Here is an 18789-nt window from a genome sequence, read left to right on the forward strand (position 1 = left end):
GGCCGAGCGCCCCGACCACGCAGCGAGGAGAGGTGCGCCCATGCCACCGCAGCACGACCCGTCCGGCAGGGACGCCGCCACCGGGGCACCCGGCACCCCGTCCCCCCGCACCGCCGCGACCGCCCCCGCGCCCGTCCGGTTCTCCGAGGAGCCGGGGGCCGCGGCCGACCCTGCGGCGACCCGGCACAGGTCGCTCGCCACGGTCGACGACCGCCTCCATGTGGGCGCCGAGGCCGTGACGCTCGCCACCCCCGAGGGGTTCGCCACGGTCCGCTTCGCCGAGGCCGCCGAGGTGCTCGCGCACCCGGACGGCGGCCGGGTGCTGACCGGGCCCGACGGGGTGCGGGTCGCGGTCGAGCCGACGCTGTACGCGATGCTCACGCCCGAGCGGATCGCCGCACTGGACGCCGCGCTCTCCGCCACCGCGCCGCGCGCCGCCCTGCGTACCGCGCCGCGCGCCCCGGAGGCCGTCCCGCGCCCGCCTGCGGGCGAGGACCCGCGGGGCTCGGCGCTCAGCAGCCGCACCCGGGCGCCGGCGCCGGCGCGCACCCGCTCGCGCGGCCGTACGGCCGGCCTCTACCTGGCGTGCCTCGCGGTCGCGGGCGCCGCGCTCGCCGCCGTACGCACCACCTTCGACCAGCTCGGCGCCGCCCATCCGCACTACACGGTGGCGGCCATGTTCTGGGTGCTGACCGCCGGCCTCGTGGTCGTGGCGCGCGACCTGCGCAACCCGCCCAAGGACCGCACGCACGTGCCGCGCTGGTGGGAGATGGGCGACCACTTCAGGCGCTGAGCGCCGACAGGCCCGGACCGCTTCAGGCGCCGGGTTCAGGCGCTGAGCCGCAGGCGCCGGGCCGCGCCCGCTGCGCCGGAACCGTACGGACGTGACGAACGCGACCCGCGGCCGGGCGCCCACGGCGGGGCCAGGCGCAGCGACCCGGCCGACAATGGACCCCGTGATCAGCTCTCCCGCGCCCCAGCAGTCGCCCGCGCACCACCCCGACGCCCGGCGTAAGTCCGACCACGGGCCGACCCCGTACGTCGACCTGTCGCGCGCCGAGTGGAGCGCGCTGCGCGAGAAGACGCCGCTGCCGCTCACCGCCGACGAGGTCGAGCGGCTGCGCGGCCTCGGTGACGTCATCGACCTGGACGAGGTGCGGGACGTCTATCTGCCGCTCTCCCGCCTGCTCAACCTGTACGTGCAGGCCACGGCCGGGCTGCGGGGCGCGCTCAACACGTTCCTCGGCGACGCGGGCGGCGGCCACGGCGCCCAGCGCGGCACGCCCTTCGTCATAGGCGTCGCAGGCAGCGTGGCCGTGGGCAAGTCGACCGTGGCCCGCCTCCTCCAGGCGCTGCTCGCGCGCTGGCCCGAGCACCCGCGGGTGGAGCGCGTCACCACCGACGGCTTCCTGCTGCCGATGAGGGAGCTGCGGGCCAGGGACCTCGTGCACCGCAAGGGCTTCCCCGAGTCGTACGACCGCCGCGCGCTGACCCGCTTCGTCGCCGACATCAAGGCGGGCAGGGAAGAGGTCACCGCGCCGGTCTACTCGCACCTGATCTACGACATCGTGCCCGACGAGCGCCTCGTCGTGCGGCGCCCCGACATCCTGATCGTGGAGGGCATCAACGTCCTCCAGCCCGCCCTGCCCGGCCAGGACGGCAGGACGAGGGTCGCGCTCGCCGACTACTTCGACTTCAGCGTGTACGTGGACGCGCGGGCCGAGGACATCGAGGCGTGGTACCTGAACAGGTTCCGCACGCTGCGCGCGACCGCGTTCCAGGACCCGTCCTCGTACTTCACGAAGTACACCAGGGTCTCGGAGCGCGAGGCGCTCGACTACGCGCGCACGACCTGGCGCACCGTCAACGAGCCCAACCTGCTGGAGAACGTCGCCCCGACCCGCGGCCGCGCCACCCTGATCCTGCGCAAGGCCGCCGACCACAAGGTCCAGCGCCTCTCCCTGCGCAAGCTCTAGACGTGCGCACGCGACGAGGGGGCGCGGATCGTGCGGATCCGCGCCCCCTCGCCGTGTGCGCCGGCTCAGCCGAGCGCCGACTTCACCGCGTCCGCGAGGCGGCCCGCGACCGAGCGCGCCTGGTCGATGTCGGCGGCCTCGACCATCACGCGCACCAGCGGCTCGGTGCCGGAGGGGCGCAGCAGGACCCGGCCCGTGGTGCCGAGTTCGGCCTCCGCCTCGGTGACGGCCGCCGCCAGGTCGGCCGAGGTGGCGACGCGGGACTTGTCGACGTCGGGGACGTTCACCAGGACCTGCGGCAGCCGCCGCATCACGCCCGCGAGGTCGGCCAGGGTCCTGCCGGTCGCGGCGACGCGCGCCGCGAGCATCAGGCCGGTGAGCGTGCCGTCGCCGGTCGTGGCGTGGTCGAGGATGATCACGTGGCCGGACTGCTCGCCGCCGAGCGCGTAGCCGTGCTCCTTCATGGACTCCAGCACGTACCGGTCGCCGACCGCCGTCTGGACCACCGCCACCCCTTCGCGCTCCATCGCCAGCTTGAAACCGAGGTTCGACATCACGGTCCCGACGACCGTGTTGTGCCGCAGCCCGCCCTGCTCGCGCAGCGCGAGCGCCAGGACGGCGAGGATCTGGTCGCCGTCGACCTCCTCGCCCGCCGCGTCGACGGCGAGGCAGCGGTCGGCGTCGCCGTCGTGCGCGATGCCGAGGTCGGCGCCGTGCTCGACCACGGCCGCCTTGAGCTGGTCGAGGTGGGTGGAGCCGCAGCCGTCGTTGATGTTGAGCCCGTCGGGCGCCGCGCCGATGGTGACGACCTCGGCGCCCGCGCGCGCGAACGCCTCGGGCGAGACGCGGGCGGCGGCGCCGTGCGCCTCGTCCAGCACGACCTTCAGGCCGTCGAGGCGGTTGGGCAGCACCCCGATGAGGTGGGCGACGTAGCGGTCGAACCCCTCGTCGTACGCGCGGACGCGGCCGACGCCCGCGCCGGTCGGCCGGTCCCAGGGCGCGCCGGTGCGGTGCGTGTCGTACAGCGCCTCGATGCGGTCCTCGAGATCGTCGGGGAGCTTGTGGCCGCCGCGCGCGAAGAACTTGACGCCGTTGTCCGGCATCGCGTTGTGGCTGGCGGAGAGCATCACGCCGAAGTCGGCGCCGAGCGCCCCGGTGAGGTAGGCGACCGCCGGGGTGGGCAGCACACCGACGCGCAGCACGTCCACGCCCGCGCTGGCGAGCCCCGCGACGACCGCGGCTTCGAGGAACTCCCCCGAGGCCCGCGGATCGCGCCCCACCACGGCTGTGGGCCTGTGCCCCTCGAACGTCCCCACCTCGGCCAGTACATGCGCGGCGGCGACCGAGAGGCCGAGCGCGAGCTCGGCCGTCAGGTCCGCGTTGGCGACGCCGCGCACGCCGTCCGTACCGAAGAGTCGTCCCACAGCTCTCCCTCCGAAATGTCTTTTGAGCGCTTGATGCTGTTATACGCCCGGCGCTCTGGATAAAAACGAACGCCCCGGCGGCACTGACTGCCACCGGGGCGAACGATGTACGTCGTACGGGGGGTCGCACGGCCCCGGCGCGGCCCCTGACCGGGTCCGCGCCGCGCCCGCGACACCTCCGGGACGGATTAGCGCTTGCTGTACTGCGGCGCCTTGCGGGCCTTCTTCAGACCGGCCTTCTTGCGCTCGACGGCGCGGTCGTCGCGGCTCAGGAAGCCGGCCTTCTTGAGCGGGCCGCGGTTGTTGTCCACGTCGGCCTCGTTCAGCGCGCGGGCCACGCCGAGGCGCAGCGCGCCGGCCTGGCCGGAGACACCGCCACCCGCGATGCGGGCGACGACGTCGTAGCGGTTGTCGAGCTCAAGCACCTTGAAGGGCTCGTTGACTTCCTGCTGGTGCACCTTGTTGGGGAAGTAGTCCTCAAGGGTGCGCCCGTTGATCTTCCACTTGCCGGAGCCCGGGATGATCCGGACTCGGGCGATGGCGTTCTTGCGGCGGCCCAGGCCCGCGGCGGGCTGCGGGTCGCCGAAACGGGACGCCATCGACTCGGAGGTGTACTCGCCCTCGACGGGCGCCTCCGACTCGAAGGTCGTCACCTCGGCGAAGGTCTCTTCGCCCTCGACAGGGGTCTGCTCGGCAGTGGTCTCGGCCACGATTCTCCTCAGATTTCTTTTCTTCTTAGGGGGTGGCCGGAACTACTGCGCGACCTGGCTGATCTCGTACGGGACGGGCTGCTGCGCCCCGTGCGGGTGGTGGTCACCCGCGTAGACCTTCAGCTTGCTGAGCATCTGGCGGCCCAGGGTGTTCTTCGGGAGCATGCCCTTGACGGCCTTCTCGACGGCCTTCTCCGGGCTCTTGGCCAGCAGCTCGTCGTAGCGGACGGAGCGCAGGCCGCCGGGGTAGCCGGAGTGGCGGTAGGCCATCTTCTGCGTGGCCTTGTTGCCGGAGAGGTGCACCTTGTCGGCGTTGATGATGATGACGAAGTCACCGGTGTCGACGTGGGGCGCGTAGATCGGCTTGTGCTTCCCCCGGAGAAGGGTGGCGGCGGTGGTCGCCAGACGGCCCAGGACGATGTCCTGCGCGTCGATGATGTGCCACTGGCGCGTGACATCGCCGGGCTTGGGGCTGTACGTACGCACGGTCGTAGCCTTCGCTTCTTCGTGAATGGGTCCTGACTGGCCACCCGGACGATCACGACAGCCTGGAGACAGCAGGTGACGCAACCCGCTCATGCTCCGCTGGTCATCGGCCCGGTGGACCGGCGTAAGGGCCCCTCACGTGAGAATGAAACAGCCAATACGCACAACGAACCAGCAGGATACTCGGGCCCACCCGCACGGGTCAAAACGCGCTGACGGCCTCGCATCCGGTCGGCACCCCCGATTTTACGGCCCTCCGGGGGTGTCCCCGCCCACGGAGTCCCCCGGGCGCCGGGGTCCCTCGCGGCCCGGTCCGCACCCCTTTCGCAGCGCGGGGCGCGGCACGGGGCGCGGGGCCGCGGCGCGCCGGCCGGCTCAGCGCGCCCGCGCGACCCGCGACTCGTCCCACACCGGCTCCGGCGTCTCCCGCACGGCGCCGTCGGCGCCGAAGACGAGGAAGCGGTCGAAGGAGCGGGCGAACCACCGGTCGTGCGTGACGGCCATCACGGTCCCGTCGAACGCCTCAAGACCCTCCTGGAGCGCGGAGGCCGACTCCAGGTCCAGGTTGTCCGTCGGCTCGTCGAGCAGCAGGGCCGTCGCCCCGCTCAGTTCGAGCAGCAGGATCTGGAAGCGCGCCTGCTGCCCGCCGGAGAGCCGGTCGAAGGGCTGATCGCCCGCAGCGGCCAGCTCGTAGCGGCGCAGCGAGGACATCGCGCGGCCCCGGTCGCGCGCGTGCTCGGTCCAGAGGATCTCCACCAGGGTGCGTCCCGCCAGCTCCGGGTGGGCGTGGGTCTGCGCGAAGTGGCCCGGCACGACGCGGGCGCCCAGCCGCCACGTACCGGTGTGGGCGACGTCCCCGCCCGCGAGCAGCCGCAGGAAGTGGGACTTGCCCGAGCCGTTCGAGCCGAGGACGGCGACCCGCTCGCCGTAGTAGACCTCAAGCGAGAACGGCTTCATCAGCCCGGTCAGCTCCAGGTCCGCGCAGACCACGGCGCGCACGCCGGTGCGCCCGCCGCCGAGCCGCATGCGGATGTCCTGCTCGCGCGGCGGCTCGGGCGGCGGGCCCGCCTCCTCGAACTTCCTGAAGCGGGTCTGCATGGCGCGGTAGCGCGAGGCCATGTCGGGGCTGTTCTCCGCCTGCTGCCGCAGCCGCAGCACGAGGGCCTTCAGGCGCGCGTGCTCCTCGTCCCACCGGCGCCGCAGCTCCTCGAAGCGCGCGAACCGCTCGCGGCGCGCCTCGTGGTACGTGGCGAAGCCGCCGCCGTGCACCCACACGTCGGAGCCCGCGGGGCCCGGCTCCACGCTGACGATCCGCTCGGCCGCGCGCGCGAGCAGCTCCCGGTCGTGCGAGACGAACAGCACCGTCTTGCGGGTCTCGCGCAGCCGCTCCTCCAGCCAGCGCTTGCCCGGCACGTCGAGGTAGTTGTCCGGCTCGTCGAGCAGCAGCACCTCGTCGGGCCCGCGCAGCAGCGCCTCCAGCACGAGCCGCTTCTGCTCGCCGCCGCTGAGGGTGCGCACGCGCCGCCACTGCGCCTTCTCGTACGGGACGCCGAGCGCGGCGACGGTGCAGATGTCCCACAGGGTCTCCGCCTCGTAGCCCCGCGCCTCGGCCCAGTCGCTGAGCGCCTGCGCGTACCGCATCTGGGCGCGCTCGTCGTCGACGGTCATGATCGCGTGCTCGGCCGCGTCCACGGCGCGCGCCGCCTCCCGTACGCGGGGCGGTGCGACGGAGACCAGCAGGTCGCGCACGGTCCGCTCGTCCTCGCCTCCGGCTCCCGCGACCGCGGAGCCGACGAACTGCGGCATCACCCCGAGCCCGCCGCCGACGGTGACCGTGCCGCCGTGCGGCGCGAGCTCCCCGGAGAGCAGCCGCAGCAGGGTCGTCTTGCCCGCGCCGTTGGCGCCGACGAGCGCGACGACGGCGCCCTCGCCCACCCGGAACGAGGCGTCGCCGAGCAGCGGGCGCCCGTCCGGCAGGTAGTACTCAAGGTGCGCGGCTTCGAGATGTCCCATGGTGCGCATTGTGCGGTACGCGCGGCCCGGCGCCCCAGCCGTTTTTCCGGCTCCCCGGGGGCCGCGGCACCCGCTCCCGGCCGTAAACTCCGGGTATGAGCTTTGGGCAGGGGGGACCCCCCTGGGGCGGCGGCTCCGAGCCGCGCGAGCAGAATCCGTACGGCCCCGCCTACGGCCCCGAGCCGGGGCAACCCCGGCCGGGAGCCGGGCCGTTGCCGCCGCAGCGGCCCTGGCCGCCCGAGCAGGGCAGGCCGGGCGCCACCGCCACGCCCGACTGGTCGGCGCTCGCGGAGGCCTCCGAGGCGCGCGGCCGGCGCAAGCGGTGGTTCCTGATCGGCGGGATCGCGCTGGCGACCTGTGCGGTCGGGGCGATCGTCGCGACGGCCGTGGTCTCGGCAGGCGGCGCCTCGGACGCCGACGGCAGCCCGAGCCCCGGCACCTCGCAGGCGCTGCCCCCGCTGCCCGGCGAATCGGCCTCGCCCGAGCCGTCGTTCTCCTCGGTCGCGCCCAAGCCGCCGCCGGACCCGAAGGACTTCGTGGACAGCGCGGCCAAGGACAAGGCGCCGCTGGGCACGGACACCCTCTTCCCCGGCAAGCGGCTGACGATCGGCGGCCGCACCTACGTCAAGGGCGCCACCGCTTCCACCCCGAGCTGCGCCGCCGCCACCCAGGGCGCGCTCGGCGCGTCGCTGACCGCGCACGGCTGCACCCGGCTGCTGCGCGCCACCTACACCAGGGACGGCGTCGCCGTCACGGTCGGCGTGGCCGTCTTCGACCACGAGTCCCAGGCGCGGGCCGTGAAGGACCAGGGCCCCGGCGGCGGCGTGGCCTCGCTCTCCGGCGCGGGCGTCCCGGTCTTCTGCCGCGTCACGGTCTGCCGCACGACGACCAACTCCTACGGCCGCTACGCCTACTTCACGGTCGGCGGCTTCGAGACGCGCCGCGCGGTCACCGCCGCGGACAAGCGCGTCTTCACCGCGGGCGACGACATCTCCGACTTCGCCTTCCGCCAGATCGTCGCCCGAGGCCAGTCCCAGGCCTCGGCGGCGGCGCGCGAGCAGTAGCGCCCGGGGGCCGGCGGCCCCGGCCCTGTCGGCGGCGTCGGGGCGGGCCGGGCCGGGGGCGCTAGTAGCTGTCGTGGCCCGGCTCGCCGTTCGGGCGGTAGACGCCGACGACCGTGCCGCCCTTGGTGGTGGAGACGCTGACCGGTTCGAGCGCGGTGGGGACCGCTCCGTCGGCGAACAGCCGCTTGCCGGTGCCGACGATCACCGGGTGGACGGTCAGCCGGTACTCGTCGACGAGGCCGTGCCGCATGAGGGTCTGCGCGAGGCCGCCGCTGCCCACGACGTTGATGTCCCCGCCGTCGGACGCCTTCAGCGCGCGTACGGCGTCGACGACGTCGCCCGTGAGCAGCGTGGAGTTCTGCCAGTCCACGGATGTCAGGGTCCGGGACGCCACGTATTTGTGCATGCCGTTCATCCGGTGGGTGAACGGCATGTCCGGGTCGGCGGTCGGCCAGTACGCCGCGAAGATCTCGTACGTCCTGCGGCCGAGCAGCATCGCGTCGGCGGACTCGTACCAGCCGGCGACGGCCGTGCCGACCTCGTCGTCGGACACCGGCTTCTGCCAGCCGCCGTGCCCGAAGCCGTGCTGCGTGTCCTCGTCCCGGCCGCCCGGCGCCTGCATGACGCCGTCCAGCGTCAGGAACGTGCACAGGATGATCTCGCGCATGGTGCGCTCCCTTCGTCGAAAGGGTGGACCGCAGGAGCGCGGACAACTCATCGGCGGCGCGGGCGGCCGACGCCGGGGCACACGGAGCGGGAGGCGGCCCGCCGAGGGGCCGCCTCCCGCCGTGGTCGTTGCCGCGCCGGAGGGCGCGCCGCGTCAGGCCGTCACGACGCTGATCTCGCCGATGCCGGTGCCGATGGAGCCGCAGTGGGCCGTGGACTGGCTGCTCTGGCCGGGGCCCACCGTGACGTGGTTGCCGTCCACGTCGGGCGCCCATCCGCAGACGAGGTGGACCCAGAAGGTGACGGGCGCCGAGCCGGTGTTCTGGCACAGGGCGAAGCCCGTGTAGTCGTCGACCGCGCTGCGGCCGGTGTCGCAGGAGAGTGCCGCGGCGGGAGCGGCAGGTGCGGCGGGTGCGGCCGAGGCCGACCCGATGCCGAAGGGCAGGGCGAAGGCCGTCGCGAGAGCGGCGAAGGACAGGCCCCGAAGCGCCCTCCCGCCGGACAGGCGTGTGCGCTGGGACATGATGGTGGAACCCCCGGTTTCTGTTGTGGTCTCGTACGGCCCCGCCACTGCGCCGGGTGGTCAACCCGGCCGACGAGCACCGGACTTCATGCTAGGCGCCACCGCGGCCCCCGTCGATACGGCGCGCACGGCCCGCCCTTCGCGCCCCCGTGCCCGAGCGCGCGCCGCCGTCCCCCTTGTACGCCCGGGGCATGGCGGGCGCCGGGCGCGCCCGGCCAGAGCGCGTTCGGTGTGACCGTGGCCCCGGACCACACCCAGCGCGTCCGGCTCACCGGCCCCGAGGGGCCCTCCTGGCCCCTCCCCGCGTGAACACCCGAGAGGGAGCCTGCAGCATGCACAACAGGAAACGCCGCTCACGGGTACACGCAGGAGTCCCTTGCGGAGAGGGCCGTCATGGCTTCGGACACCATCGCTTCGATCGGACAAGGCCGCCGACTCCTGAAGCAGGATCAGGCAGAGCTGCTGGACTGAATCCTCGATACGAAAGGGGTGCGGCCGCAGCCCTGGAACACATGCCCGACGCTGCGATGACGCCCCTGTGGACGCAGCAGCTGTTCGATGTGGAAAAGGATGCCGCGGCCATGTCGGACACACCGAGCTGGTCGGCCGCGCCCGAGTCCACGATGACCCGGAAGTCGTGAGTCTCTTGGCTGAGAGATATGCCATGCCGCGCACGCAGGCCCTCAACACCCTTGAAACCAAGCGCCTGTTGGAACGACTGGGAGAGTAACGCGTACGGCACTGACGTGGTTCAAGTCCAGCTACAGCAGCGACCGGGGCAACTGCATCGAGGTGGTGTACGCCGTCGAGAGTGCCGCGCGTACGGGGCGACGCAGACGGTGTACGTCCGCGACTCCAAGGACCCCTCAGGGCCCGTGCTGAGCGTCGCACCGGACGCGTGGGCCGCCTTCGCGCGGGACGCGGGGCGGTAACTCGGCCTTGTCGGGCCGAATTCAGGGCCGACCGAGGGCCCGGACGGTCCAGCCGGCTTGACGCCAGGCGCCGGCGTCGAGGGTGCCGCGTCCGTCGATGACCCGCGGGGCTACCGCGCGTGCGGCGAGGCTGCGTGGGTCGATGTGGGAGTACTGCGGCCACTCGGTCAGGTGCAGCAGCAGGTCGGCGTCCTCGACGACAGTGACCGGGTCGTCGGCGTAGTCGAGCTCGGGGTGCGTCTTGCGAGCGTTGTCGAGGGCCTGGGGGTCGGTGACAACGACCGTGGCGCCGAGTTCACGCAGACGCTCGGCGACGGCGAGAGCGGGCGAGTCACGGATGTCGTCGGTCTCGGGTTTGAAGGCGGCGCCCCAGACAGCGATCCGTTTGCCCGCGACATTGCCGTCGAGCTCCCGACAGGCGAGGTCGACCACGCGCTCGCGGCGCCGGTTGTTGATCGCTTCGACCTCGCGGAGGATCACCACGGCCTGTTCGACGCCGAGTTCGCCGGCGCGGGCCACGAAGCCCCGGAGGTCCTTGGGCAGGCAGCCGCCGCCGAAGCCGAGGCCGGGGCGCATGCTCCGGCGGCCGATGCGGGCGTCGTGGCCGAGGATGTCGGCGAGCTTGCCCACGTCGGCACCGGTGACCTCGCAGACCTCGGCGATCGCGTTGATGAAGGAGATCTTCGTGGCGAGAAAGGCGTTCGCTGATGCCTTGGCGAGCTCGGCCGTCGCCCAGTCGGTGACGACCGTCGGCGTCCCCGCTCGGACGACCGCCTCGTAGCACCGCCGCAACACTGCTTCGGCCCAGGAGTGTTCGGCCTCGAAACCGAGAACGAGCCGGTCGGGACGGAGGGTGTCCTCGATGGCGAACGACTCGCGCAGGAACTCCGGGTTCCAGGCGACCTCGATGGCTCGGCCGGCCGGGGCGATCTGGTGCAGCAGATCACGGACGCGAGGCGCAGTGCCGACCGGGACGGTCGACTTCACCGTGATGACCGCCGGGTTCTTGAGGCAGGCTGCGAGTCGGCGGACGGCGGAGAAGAGATGGGTGAGGTCGTAACCGTCCCCGTCTGCTCGCTCGGGGGTGCCGACACCGATGAAGTGGAGGTCGGCGAAGGCCGCGGCCTCCGCATAGGAGGCGGTGAACTTCAGGCGTCCCGATGAGGTGTGGCGGGTGAGCATCTCGTCGAGACCTCGCTCGCGGAAGGGGGCCTTGCCGGAGTTGAGAATCGCGACCTTGTCCGTGTCGGAGTCCATGCCGAGAACCTCGTGGCCCAGTTCGGCCATGCAGGCCGCGTGGGTGGCGCCGAGGTAGCCGCAGCCGACGAAGGTGAGCTTCATGAGCGATTCCTTTGCGAAGTGGAGACCGCCGGCGGCTCCACTTCTCAGCACCGCCCGGAAGGGCGGCGTGCTCAGGCGGGCCGGGCGGCCAGATAGCGGTTGATGCCGTCCCTGATGAACGGCGGGACCGTGCGGGATGTGAGGTCTTCGGGAGCGAGGAACTGGAGCTTGACGCCCTCGGCGAGGGGCAGTTGTGTCTCGTCGCCGTCCCAGGAGGCGGCGAAGAATGTGATCAGCTGCCCGGAGCCGTGCTCGTCGCGCATCTCGAACAGCTCGGTGAGACCGTCGACGGCCAGGCCCGCTTCCTCGTCGAGCTCACGGACGATCGTCGCGTAGGGGCCCTCACCAGGGTCGCAGCCGCCTCCCAGGACGCTCCAGTGGTTCGGCCAGGCGATCACGCCGGGCAGGTTGTCCCGCAGGTGAAGGAGGAGTTCGCCGCGGCGGTTGGCGATGATCGCGACGGCGCCGCGGGTGGCGGCCGGGCTGTCGCCGGTGGTGTCCAGGTGCATCCGGGCACCGTAGCGAGGCGGGGGAAGGTCATGCTGCAGCCGTTGCTGTCCGGTCACACAGCCAGGCCGCCGCCATGAGGGCCTGCATACGGGTGCGGTCGAACTGCCCGCCCGGCCGCAAGCCGCCTTCCAGCAGCGGCCGCATCACGGCCGGCGCCTGGGCGAGGGCGTGGCTTATCCGGGCGTCTGCCCAGGCTGCGAGCTGCCCGTTCAGCCAGGACGGGACCGGGGATGCGAAGCCGAGCTTGTCCCGGCTGCCCCAGACCTCCCGCGGCAGCCCGAGGGCCTTCGCAGCGTCCCGCAGGATCCGCTTGCCCTCGACGGGGTGACGGATCTTGTGCTCCTGCGGCAGTCGGTAGGACAGCTCGACCAGCTCCCGGGCCAGGAAGGGAGACCGGCGCTCGATGGCGCAGGCAGAGGCGAGCTTGTCGCTCGTCATGACCAGTGGCCGCCAGGCGGTCGCCAGGTCGGCGAGGGTGAGCGCGCGGGCCGGGTCCCCGTCAGCCCGCTCCATCGCGCTGGCCACCAGGTCGTGGATTCGCCGCTCGGGGTCGGGGCCGCGCAGGACGAGCCGGGTGGCCGCTTCGGCGGCCGCAAGGCCCCCGCCGGCTGTGTGCGTCAGCTTGGCCGCCAGCGGCCGGTAGGCATCCATCCCGGCATCCAGGACAGCGTCGGGACCGAGCAGGACCAGCGAGTGGCGTACGTAGCCCATCAGGAACTCGTCCGGCCCGAGACCGCCGACGGCGACCTTCAGTCCGAGGCCGGCGATCTTCCGATAGGCCATGTGCTCGGAGAAGGTGGACGCGTTGCCCATCGGGTAGTCCAACGCGGACATCATGTGCGGCAGGGCCTTGGTGAAGTCGAGGGGGTCGGGCTCGATCACGATCAGCTCGGCGCCGATGTCGGAGGCGATCCCCGCGGCGGTCCTCGACTCGTCGAGGCGGTCCTGTCCGGGGTAGCGGACGGTGACGCAGACCGGTGGCCGCATCAGGTGGGCCAGCACGGAGGAGTCGAGGCCACCGGAGAGTAAGAGGGCGAAGTCGCGGGCCGGGGTCCGCAGCGGGACCTGCTCGGCCAGGACGGCTGAGAACTCCGCCAGGGCTTCCCGGTAGGACCCGGTGAACGGCTGCAGGTCCTCCAGGCGCCAGTAGACATGGTGGTCCAGTGAGCCGGTGGCAATGTCGAAGGTCAGCAAGGTGGCGGGGGCCAGCATCTGGATGCCCTGGAAAGGGGTGTCGACGCCGACCGGCGTCTCGATCGCCAGCATCTCCGGCCGCAGCATCAGCGGCGCCGGGCCGTAGCCGGTCAGGGTGGTGACTTCGGAGGCGAACGCGAGCCGTCCGCCGTCCAGACGCCAGTAGAGCGGCTTCTCGCCGAGCCGGTCGCGGGCCAGGAACAGCTTCCCGGGGCGTGGGTCGTGGACGGCCAGGGCGAACATGCCGTCGAGGCCGTCCAGGCAGGACGGGCCCAGCTTGTCCCAGGCGCGCAGCACGAAGTGGGCGTCGGTATCCCCCGGACCGAGCCGGATGCCCCAGGCGGCGGCCTGCTGACGGTAGTTGTAGATCTCCCCGTTGAAGGCCAGCAGCACCCCGGTTCTGCGGTCGAGGTAGGGGCCGGGCGTGGCCTGCGGGTCGACGATCAGGAGCGTGTTCATGGCCAGTACGGCCCTGCCGTCGCTCGCTGCGACGTGCCGGGTGCCGTCCGGGCCCCGGTGCGCCTGCGAAGCGCCCATCGCGCCGACGGTGCGCTCGTGGCGGGCGGCATCCGCGCCGGCCAGTCCTGCGATTCCGCACATGTCCGGTTCTCCCCCGAGTGTGGTGATGCCCTGGCTGCGGCCGCCGCCGGACGGCGATTCGTCCGAGTTCTGGTGGCGGCCCGTGCTCTCATCACAGCGGCCCGCCGAGATCGCGGGGAGGGCTCGCAAGGGGGCTCACAACTCGCAAACGCGGTTCGCGGCGGCCTGCGGAGGAATATCGTCGGTGACCCACCACGCGGAACACGTATGACTCGTCGTTTCCGGTTGCGTGCGGCGCTTGTGCTCCGCCGAGTACGGACATACGCGCTCAACTGCCCGTTCGAGCCGTGCGTGGTCCGGTCACCGGCACGGAGGAGAGTCGTGGCATCGACCATGCGCCGGGCCCGCCCGCCCAACGCGGGCCTGGCCCGGCTCATTGAAGCCAGCGGCGCGAGCCACAAGTCCCTGGCTCTGCGCGTCAACCAGCTCGCCCGTGCCACTGGAATAGAGACCGACTACTCGCATACGTCCGTGGCGAACTGGTGCAGGCGGGGGATGACGCCCAAGTGGCCGGTCCCCAAGCTGCTCTCCCAGGCCATCGGCGAGAGGCTCGGCCGGTCTGTCGGGCTCGGTGAGATCGGTATGGGCGAGGCGGAGACAATCGACGCGGGCGTGGGGTTGGATTTCCCGCGAGACCCTGCCGACGCCGTCTGCGCCGCCACTTCGTTCTGGAGTTCTGTGAACCGCCGCGATTTCCTGGCCGGATCCGGCTTCGCCGCCTCCGCCTTCAGCACTCCCGTCACCCGATGGCTCGTCACCCCCGCCGATGAGACCGCCGACCACGCGGGCGGAAAGCGGGTGGGCCGCTCCGACCTGGACGAACTGCGCGAAGCCGCCGACGACGCCCGTCGCTGGGACTCCAAGTACGGCGGCGGGAACTGGAAGGCGAACTCCGTCACCGGCTGCCTCGACCAGCGCGCGGGCCCGCTGCTCCAGGGCAGTTTCTCCGACGAGGTCGGCCGCGAACTCTTCTCCGTCACCGCCGAGTTGTCGAGGCTGGCGGGATGGACAGCCTTCGACGTCGGCCGGCACGACGCCGCTCAGCGGCACTTCATCCAGGCTCTGCGCCTCGCTCGCGCCGGCGGCGACGTACAGCTGGGCTGTTACGTGCTGACCACCATGGCCCTGCAGACCCTGATGCGGGGCTTCGCATCCGAGGCCGTGGACATGGCGGAGGGCGCCTTCGAGCGGGCCAGGGGCCGGGCCGTCCCCCGAGTGCTGGCGTTCACCAAGCTGATCGAGGCACGGGCCCATGCCCGGGAGAACGACGCAAGGGCCGCCGCGCGGGCGCTGGAAGTCTCCGAGGACCTCCTGGGGCGGGCGAAGGACGGCAGCGGCGACGAACCCGCCTGGATCGACTTCTACCACCATGCCCGTCTTTCGGCGGACGCCGCCGAGATCTTCCGGGATCTGAAGAACCCCAAGGCGGCCCTCGCGTGGAACCGGCAGGCCGCCGCCATGCCCTCCGGCGTGTTCACCCGCTCCGTCGGCATGCGGCTCGCCATCGTCGGGACCGCCCACCTCCAGGCACGTGACCTCGACCACGGCCTCGAACTCGGCAACCGCAGCGTCGACATCCTCGCCCGCGTCCGGTCCACCCGGGCCCTCGACTACGTCCGCGAATTCCACAGCGCCCTCGCCCCCTGGCGGCGCGAACCGGCTGTCCGGGAGTTCGTCCGGCGGACCCGCACGGAACTCGGTGTCGCCGCCTGACCGGCGTCCGCGCGCCCCGGGCGCGTCACGTCGATGCGACCGAGTGGGCGATCTCCCGGTGGGACTCGTGTTCGGACAGGCGGGCGGTGAGGGCCGCGTGGACGTCGGCGTAGGTGTCGACGCCCAGGGGGAGGCGCAGCGGGGGCTTCGGGGAGTCGGCGAGGTCGATCATCGCGGCGGCGATCTTCTCCGCGTCGTTGGGCAGCGGGAACGCGCCGTTCGCGAGCGCGCGCCGCACCTCGCCCGCGGGGGTGTCCTCGTACTCCGGCATGACGGGCGCGGTGTCGAGTGAGCCGCCGAAGCCGGTCGGGGTCGCGCCGGGCTCGACGATGGTGAGGCCGATGCCGAACGGCGCGATCTCCTGGGCCACGGTCTCGCAGAAGCCCTCGATGCCCCACTTCGAGGCGTGGTAGTAGCCGAAGTTGGGGTACGTGGTCTGGCCGCCCGCCGTGGAGACCTGGATGATCCGCCCGTGCCCCTGGGCGCGCAGGTGCGGCAGCGCGGCGCGTACGACGTGGATCGAGCCGAGCAGGTTGGTGTCGATCACCCGGCGGATCTGCTCGTCCGCGGCCTCCTCCACGGAGGCGAAGACGCCGTGGCCCGCGTTGTTGACCACGACGTCGACGGTGCCGAGCGCCGCGAACGCGTCGTCCACGACGCGGTGCACCCGCTCGGTGTCGGTGACGTCGAGCCGTGCGGTCCAGAGGCGGTCGCCGTGCTCGGCGCGCAGGTCGTCGAGCGCCTCGGGCCTGCGCAGGGTCGCGGCGACGCGGTCGCCCCGCGCGAGCAGCCGCTCGGTGAGCAGGCGCCCGAAGCCGGAGGACGTGCCGGTGATGAACCATGTGGTGGCCATGGTGTTCCTTCCGTCGAGGTGTGTCTTCGACGCTAGGAGTTGAAGTCGACTTGAGGTCAAGCCCGTACAGTGGAGGCATGAAGGACACCGACGAGGCGGCCCTCAGCATCGGCGAGGTCAGCGCGCGCACCGGCCTTGCCACGCACACTCTGCGCTTCTACGAGGACGAGGGGCTGCTCGCCGAGGTGCGGCGCAACGCGGCAGGGCGGCGGGTGTACACCCGGGAGGACGTGGACTGGCTGAGGGTCTGCGCCAAGCTGCGGGCTTCGGGGATGCCGCTGCCCGAGATCCGGCACTACGTGGAGCTGGTGCGCAAGGGCCCGGGCAACGAGGCCGAGCGGTACGAGCTGCTGCACCGGCACGAGACCCGGGTGCGGCAGCAGATGGCCGACCTCCAGGAGGCCCTCGACACCATCCACGGCAAGGTCACGCTCTACGCCCGCCATCTCGCCGCGGGCACCGCCGACCAGCTGTGGCGGGACGGCCCCGCCTGCGAGGAGCCCGCCGCACGGTAGGCGGTCGCACGGGGAAGCGGTCGCACGGGGAGGCGGTCGCCCTGCCGGGGTGCGCACCGCGTCACTGCGCACCGCGTCACTGCGCACCGCGTCACCCGGTCAGCCGCTCACGCGCCGCCCTGCACAGCGCGGCCACCAGCCGGCCGCGGTCCGCTGCCCGGGTCGCGACGACGACATGGCCGGGCTCGACCCCGCGCAGTGGAACGGTCGTGAGGTCGGGGCGCACACCGCCCGCGTACAGGGCGGCAGGGACGATGGCCACGGCCTGTCCCGCGGCGACACATTCGAGCTTGTCCTCGATGGACTCGACCCGGGGGCCGTCCGGCGCGGGGCGCCCGCCTGGCCGCGGGTCGATGCGCCAGTACGCGTCGAACTCCGGGTCGGGGAAGCGGGGTACGGGCTCGCCCTCGATGTCGTCGAGGGTGGCGGACTCCGCGCCCGCGAGGCGGTGCCCGACCGGTACGAGGAGCAGCTTCGGCTCGTCGTGGAGGACCGTCACGCGCAGGTCCGCGGTGCGCAGCGGCAGCCGCGTGACCACGGCGTCGACGCGGCGGGCGAGCAGGGCCTCGCGGGGCTCGTCCCACTCCAGGTGCAGCGTGCGGACCTCGGCGTCGGGGTGCCTGCGCCGCAGGTCCTCGACCGCGGGGGTGACGATGAGGCCCGCGGTGTAGCCGACGGTGATCCGGCTGGGCCGCGCGGCGCGGCGCGCGGCGGCGACGGCCTGCTCGCAGGAGCGCAGCAGCTCTCGGGCGCGGGGCAGGAACGCCTCGCCCGCCTCGGTGAGCCGGGTGCCCTGCCGCGTGCGGTCGAGGAGCCGCGCCCCCACCAGGGCCTCAAGCTGGGTGATCTGGCGGCTCAGCGAGGGCTGCGCGACGCGCAGTTCTGCGGCGGCGCGGCCGTAGTGCAGATGGGACGCGACGACGGTGAAGTAGCGCACGAGCCGGAGGTCGAGATCGCGATCCGTCATGCCCGAAGCGTATGACGTCATACGGAACAGGACTTTGATCACAGAGGGCGTGCGTTCCTAGCGTGGTGTGCATGCCTACGGACAACGAGACCGCGGTCAGGCGCTTCTACGAGGCCCTGGCCTGCGGTGACACGGAACTGGTCGACGGGGCGCTCGCCCCCGGGTGGGAGGCCGTCCCCGCCCTGCACACCGGGCCGGGCCCCGACGGGTGGAAGAAGACCGTCGAGCACCTGAGCGGCGTCCTCTCCGGCCTGGCCGTCACGGTCGAGCACCTTGTCGCGTCCGGCGACATGGTGGCCGTGCGCTCGGTCGCCCGCGGCCTGCACACCGGGCCGCTGCTCGGCGTCGAGGGGACGGGCCGCGAGGTCGAGCTGCGGGCGTCGGACTTCCACCAGCTGGCCGGCGGCCTGATCGTGCGTACCTGGCATCTGGAGGACTACTTCGGGCTCGCGGGCCGGCTGGGACTGGAGCTCACCCGTGGCGCTTGACGGAAGGACCGCGGTGGTGACCGGCGCGGCGCGGGGCATCGGGTACGGGTACTGCAGGCGGCTCGCCGCGGACGGCGCGCACGTGGTCGCCGTCGACGTCGTGGACCCGGCGGACGGCGTGCGGGAGCTGGGGGGCGGCGGCGACCACCTCGGCCTGGTGTGCGACATCGGCGACCCCGCGCAGGTCGACGCGGCGGTCGACACGGTCATCGACCGGTACGGGCGGTGCGACATCCTCGTCAACAACGCCGCCGTCTTCCCCTTCACCGACCTCGACCAGGTGACGGTCGAGCTGTGGCGCGCGGTGCAGGCGGTCAACGTGGAGGCGATCCTGCTGTTCGCCCGCGCGTTCGCGCCCGGCATGCGCGCCGCGGGGTGGGGCCGGATCGTCAACGCGGGCTCGGGGATCACCGCGACCCAGAACCGCGACCTCGCGTACCTGACGAGCAAGGGCACGGTGCACGCGCTCACCCGGGCGCTCGCCAACGAGCTCGGCGAGAGCGGTGTCACGGTCAACGCGATCGCCCCGGGGCTGGTGGCGACGGAGGGGTTCCTCGGCCGCGACCGGGCGGACCGCCCGTCGGCCGAGGAGGTGCTCGCCCGGATCACGGCGATGCAGACGATCAGGCGCCGCTCGGTGCCCGCGGACCTCGCGGGCGCCCTCGCCTTCCTCGTCTCCGACGACGCCGGGTTCGTCACCGGCCAGATCCTGCATGTCGACGGCGGCATGACCCGTACCGGGGCCTGACACCGGGGGCCGGCCGCTGCGGGCCGGCCCCCGGTGTCAGGAACCCGCCTCACGACAGGGGCCCGG

The 18789-nt window shown here is 72.8% G+C and carries 19 protein-coding genes and 1 pseudogene; 9 read left to right on the forward strand and 11 right to left on the reverse strand.

Features of this window, described 5'->3' with window-relative positions; all coding sequences use genetic code 11:
* The first annotated feature begins 40 nt into the window (after positions 1-40).
* Together AB0910_RS27905 and coaA are read left to right on the forward strand one after the other, a co-directional pair.
* On the forward strand, positions 41-793 hold the full coding sequence (locus AB0910_RS27905; RefSeq protein WP_366747432.1) for a hypothetical protein: 753 nt from the start codon (positions 41-43) through the stop codon (positions 791-793).
* Between the two features lie 154 nt (positions 794-947).
* A complete protein-coding gene (gene coaA / locus AB0910_RS27910) occupies positions 948-1976 on the forward strand; it encodes a type I pantothenate kinase (RefSeq protein ID WP_366747459.1) in 1029 nt (342 codons plus the stop codon).
* 65 nt (positions 1977-2041) lie between these two features.
* Here coaA and glmM read toward each other — a convergent pair whose 3' ends face one another.
* From glmM to AB0910_RS27930, 4 genes are all read right to left on the reverse strand, one after another.
* The gene (gene glmM, locus AB0910_RS27915; protein WP_366747433.1) at positions 2042-3400 is read right to left on the reverse strand and encodes a phosphoglucosamine mutase; all 1359 of its coding nucleotides are present in this window, start codon (positions 3398-3400) and stop codon (positions 2042-2044) included.
* A gap of 188 nt (positions 3401-3588) precedes the next feature.
* Complete coding sequence (rpsI, locus tag AB0910_RS27920; protein ID WP_307865406.1) at positions 3589-4053, reverse strand: 30S ribosomal protein S9; 465 nt, start codon at positions 4051-4053, stop codon at positions 3589-3591.
* A 99-nt stretch (positions 4054-4152) separates the two neighbouring features.
* Positions 4153-4596, reverse strand: coding sequence for a 50S ribosomal protein L13 (rplM, locus tag AB0910_RS27925; RefSeq protein ID WP_030903771.1), 444 nt, complete (start codon positions 4594-4596; stop codon positions 4153-4155).
* A gap of 375 nt (positions 4597-4971) precedes the next feature.
* Entirely contained in the window at positions 4972-6609 is a 1638-nt protein-coding gene (locus AB0910_RS27930) for an ATP-binding cassette domain-containing protein (RefSeq protein ID WP_366747434.1), read from the reverse strand.
* A 95-nt stretch (positions 6610-6704) separates the two neighbouring features.
* Between AB0910_RS27930 and AB0910_RS27935 the strand changes: the two genes are divergently transcribed.
* On the forward strand, positions 6705-7673 hold the full coding sequence (locus AB0910_RS27935; RefSeq protein ID WP_366747435.1) for a hypothetical protein: 969 nt from the start codon (positions 6705-6707) through the stop codon (positions 7671-7673).
* A 61-nt stretch (positions 7674-7734) separates the two neighbouring features.
* On the opposite strand, the gene AB0910_RS27940 is transcribed toward AB0910_RS27935, so the two are convergent.
* Both AB0910_RS27940 and AB0910_RS27945 read right to left on the reverse strand, forming a co-directional pair.
* A complete protein-coding gene (locus AB0910_RS27940; protein WP_366747436.1) occupies positions 7735-8340 on the reverse strand; it encodes a dihydrofolate reductase family protein in 606 nt (201 codons plus the stop codon).
* A gap of 153 nt (positions 8341-8493) precedes the next feature.
* Positions 8494-8862 (reverse strand): hypothetical protein, encoded by a 369-nt coding sequence (locus AB0910_RS27945; RefSeq protein WP_366747437.1) that lies wholly within the window; start codon positions 8860-8862, stop codon positions 8494-8496.
* A 512-nt stretch (positions 8863-9374) separates the two neighbouring features.
* On the opposite strand from AB0910_RS27945, the gene AB0910_RS27950 reads away from it, so the two are divergent.
* Positions 9375-9503: a hypothetical protein gene (locus tag AB0910_RS27950; protein WP_366747438.1), complete on the forward strand. Its 129-nt coding sequence runs from the start codon at positions 9375-9377 to the stop codon at positions 9501-9503.
* Positions 9504-9603: 100 nt separating this feature from the next.
* Positions 9604-9794: pseudogene (locus tag AB0910_RS27955) on the forward strand (DUF397 domain-containing protein).
* A gap of 21 nt (positions 9795-9815) precedes the next feature.
* Here AB0910_RS27955 and AB0910_RS27960 read toward each other — a convergent pair.
* The 3 genes from AB0910_RS27960 to AB0910_RS27970 form a co-directional block, all read right to left on the reverse strand.
* Positions 9816-11135, reverse strand: a complete 1320-nt coding sequence (locus AB0910_RS27960; protein WP_366747439.1) for a UDP-glucose/GDP-mannose dehydrogenase family protein — start codon at positions 11133-11135, stop codon at positions 9816-9818.
* A gap of 71 nt (positions 11136-11206) precedes the next feature.
* The gene (locus AB0910_RS27965; RefSeq protein WP_366747440.1) at positions 11207-11644 is read right to left on the reverse strand and encodes an NUDIX domain-containing protein; all 438 of its coding nucleotides are present in this window, start codon (positions 11642-11644) and stop codon (positions 11207-11209) included.
* A gap of 28 nt (positions 11645-11672) precedes the next feature.
* Positions 11673-13439, reverse strand: coding sequence for an asparagine synthetase B (locus AB0910_RS27970; protein ID WP_366747441.1), 1767 nt, complete (start codon positions 13437-13439; stop codon positions 11673-11675).
* A 321-nt stretch (positions 13440-13760) separates the two neighbouring features.
* Between AB0910_RS27970 and AB0910_RS27975 the strand changes: the two genes are divergently transcribed.
* The gene (locus AB0910_RS27975) at positions 13761-15152 is read left to right on the forward strand and encodes a sporulation protein (protein ID WP_366747442.1); all 1392 of its coding nucleotides are present in this window, start codon (positions 13761-13763) and stop codon (positions 15150-15152) included.
* A 25-nt stretch (positions 15153-15177) separates the two neighbouring features.
* Here AB0910_RS27975 and AB0910_RS27980 read toward each other — a convergent pair whose 3' ends face one another.
* Entirely contained in the window at positions 15178-16005 is an 828-nt protein-coding gene (locus AB0910_RS27980) for an SDR family oxidoreductase (RefSeq protein ID WP_366747443.1), read from the reverse strand.
* Between the two features lie 77 nt (positions 16006-16082).
* On the opposite strand from AB0910_RS27980, the gene AB0910_RS27985 reads away from it, so the two are divergent.
* The gene (locus tag AB0910_RS27985; RefSeq protein ID WP_366747444.1) at positions 16083-16520 is read left to right on the forward strand and encodes a MerR family transcriptional regulator; all 438 of its coding nucleotides are present in this window, start codon (positions 16083-16085) and stop codon (positions 16518-16520) included.
* 91 nt (positions 16521-16611) lie between these two features.
* Here AB0910_RS27985 and AB0910_RS27990 read toward each other — a convergent pair whose 3' ends face one another.
* On the reverse strand, positions 16612-17487 hold the full coding sequence (locus AB0910_RS27990) for a LysR substrate-binding domain-containing protein (RefSeq protein WP_366747445.1): 876 nt from the start codon (positions 17485-17487) through the stop codon (positions 16612-16614).
* Positions 17488-17558: 71 nt separating this feature from the next.
* Between AB0910_RS27990 and AB0910_RS27995 the strand changes: the two genes are divergently transcribed.
* Both AB0910_RS27995 and AB0910_RS28000 read left to right on the forward strand, forming a co-directional pair.
* A complete protein-coding gene (locus tag AB0910_RS27995; protein ID WP_366747446.1) occupies positions 17559-17975 on the forward strand; it encodes an ester cyclase in 417 nt (138 codons plus the stop codon).
* The gene (locus tag AB0910_RS28000) at positions 17965-18723 is read left to right on the forward strand and encodes an SDR family oxidoreductase (RefSeq protein WP_366747447.1); all 759 of its coding nucleotides are present in this window, start codon (positions 17965-17967) and stop codon (positions 18721-18723) included. The genes AB0910_RS27995 and AB0910_RS28000 overlap by 11 nt, the downstream gene beginning before the upstream one ends.
* The last annotated feature ends 66 nt before the right edge of the window (positions 18724-18789 follow it).

The sequence above is a fragment of the Streptomyces sp. NPDC047002 genome, assembly GCF_040704505.1.
In the GTDB taxonomy this organism is placed as follows: domain Bacteria; phylum Actinomycetota; class Actinomycetes; order Streptomycetales; family Streptomycetaceae; genus Streptomyces.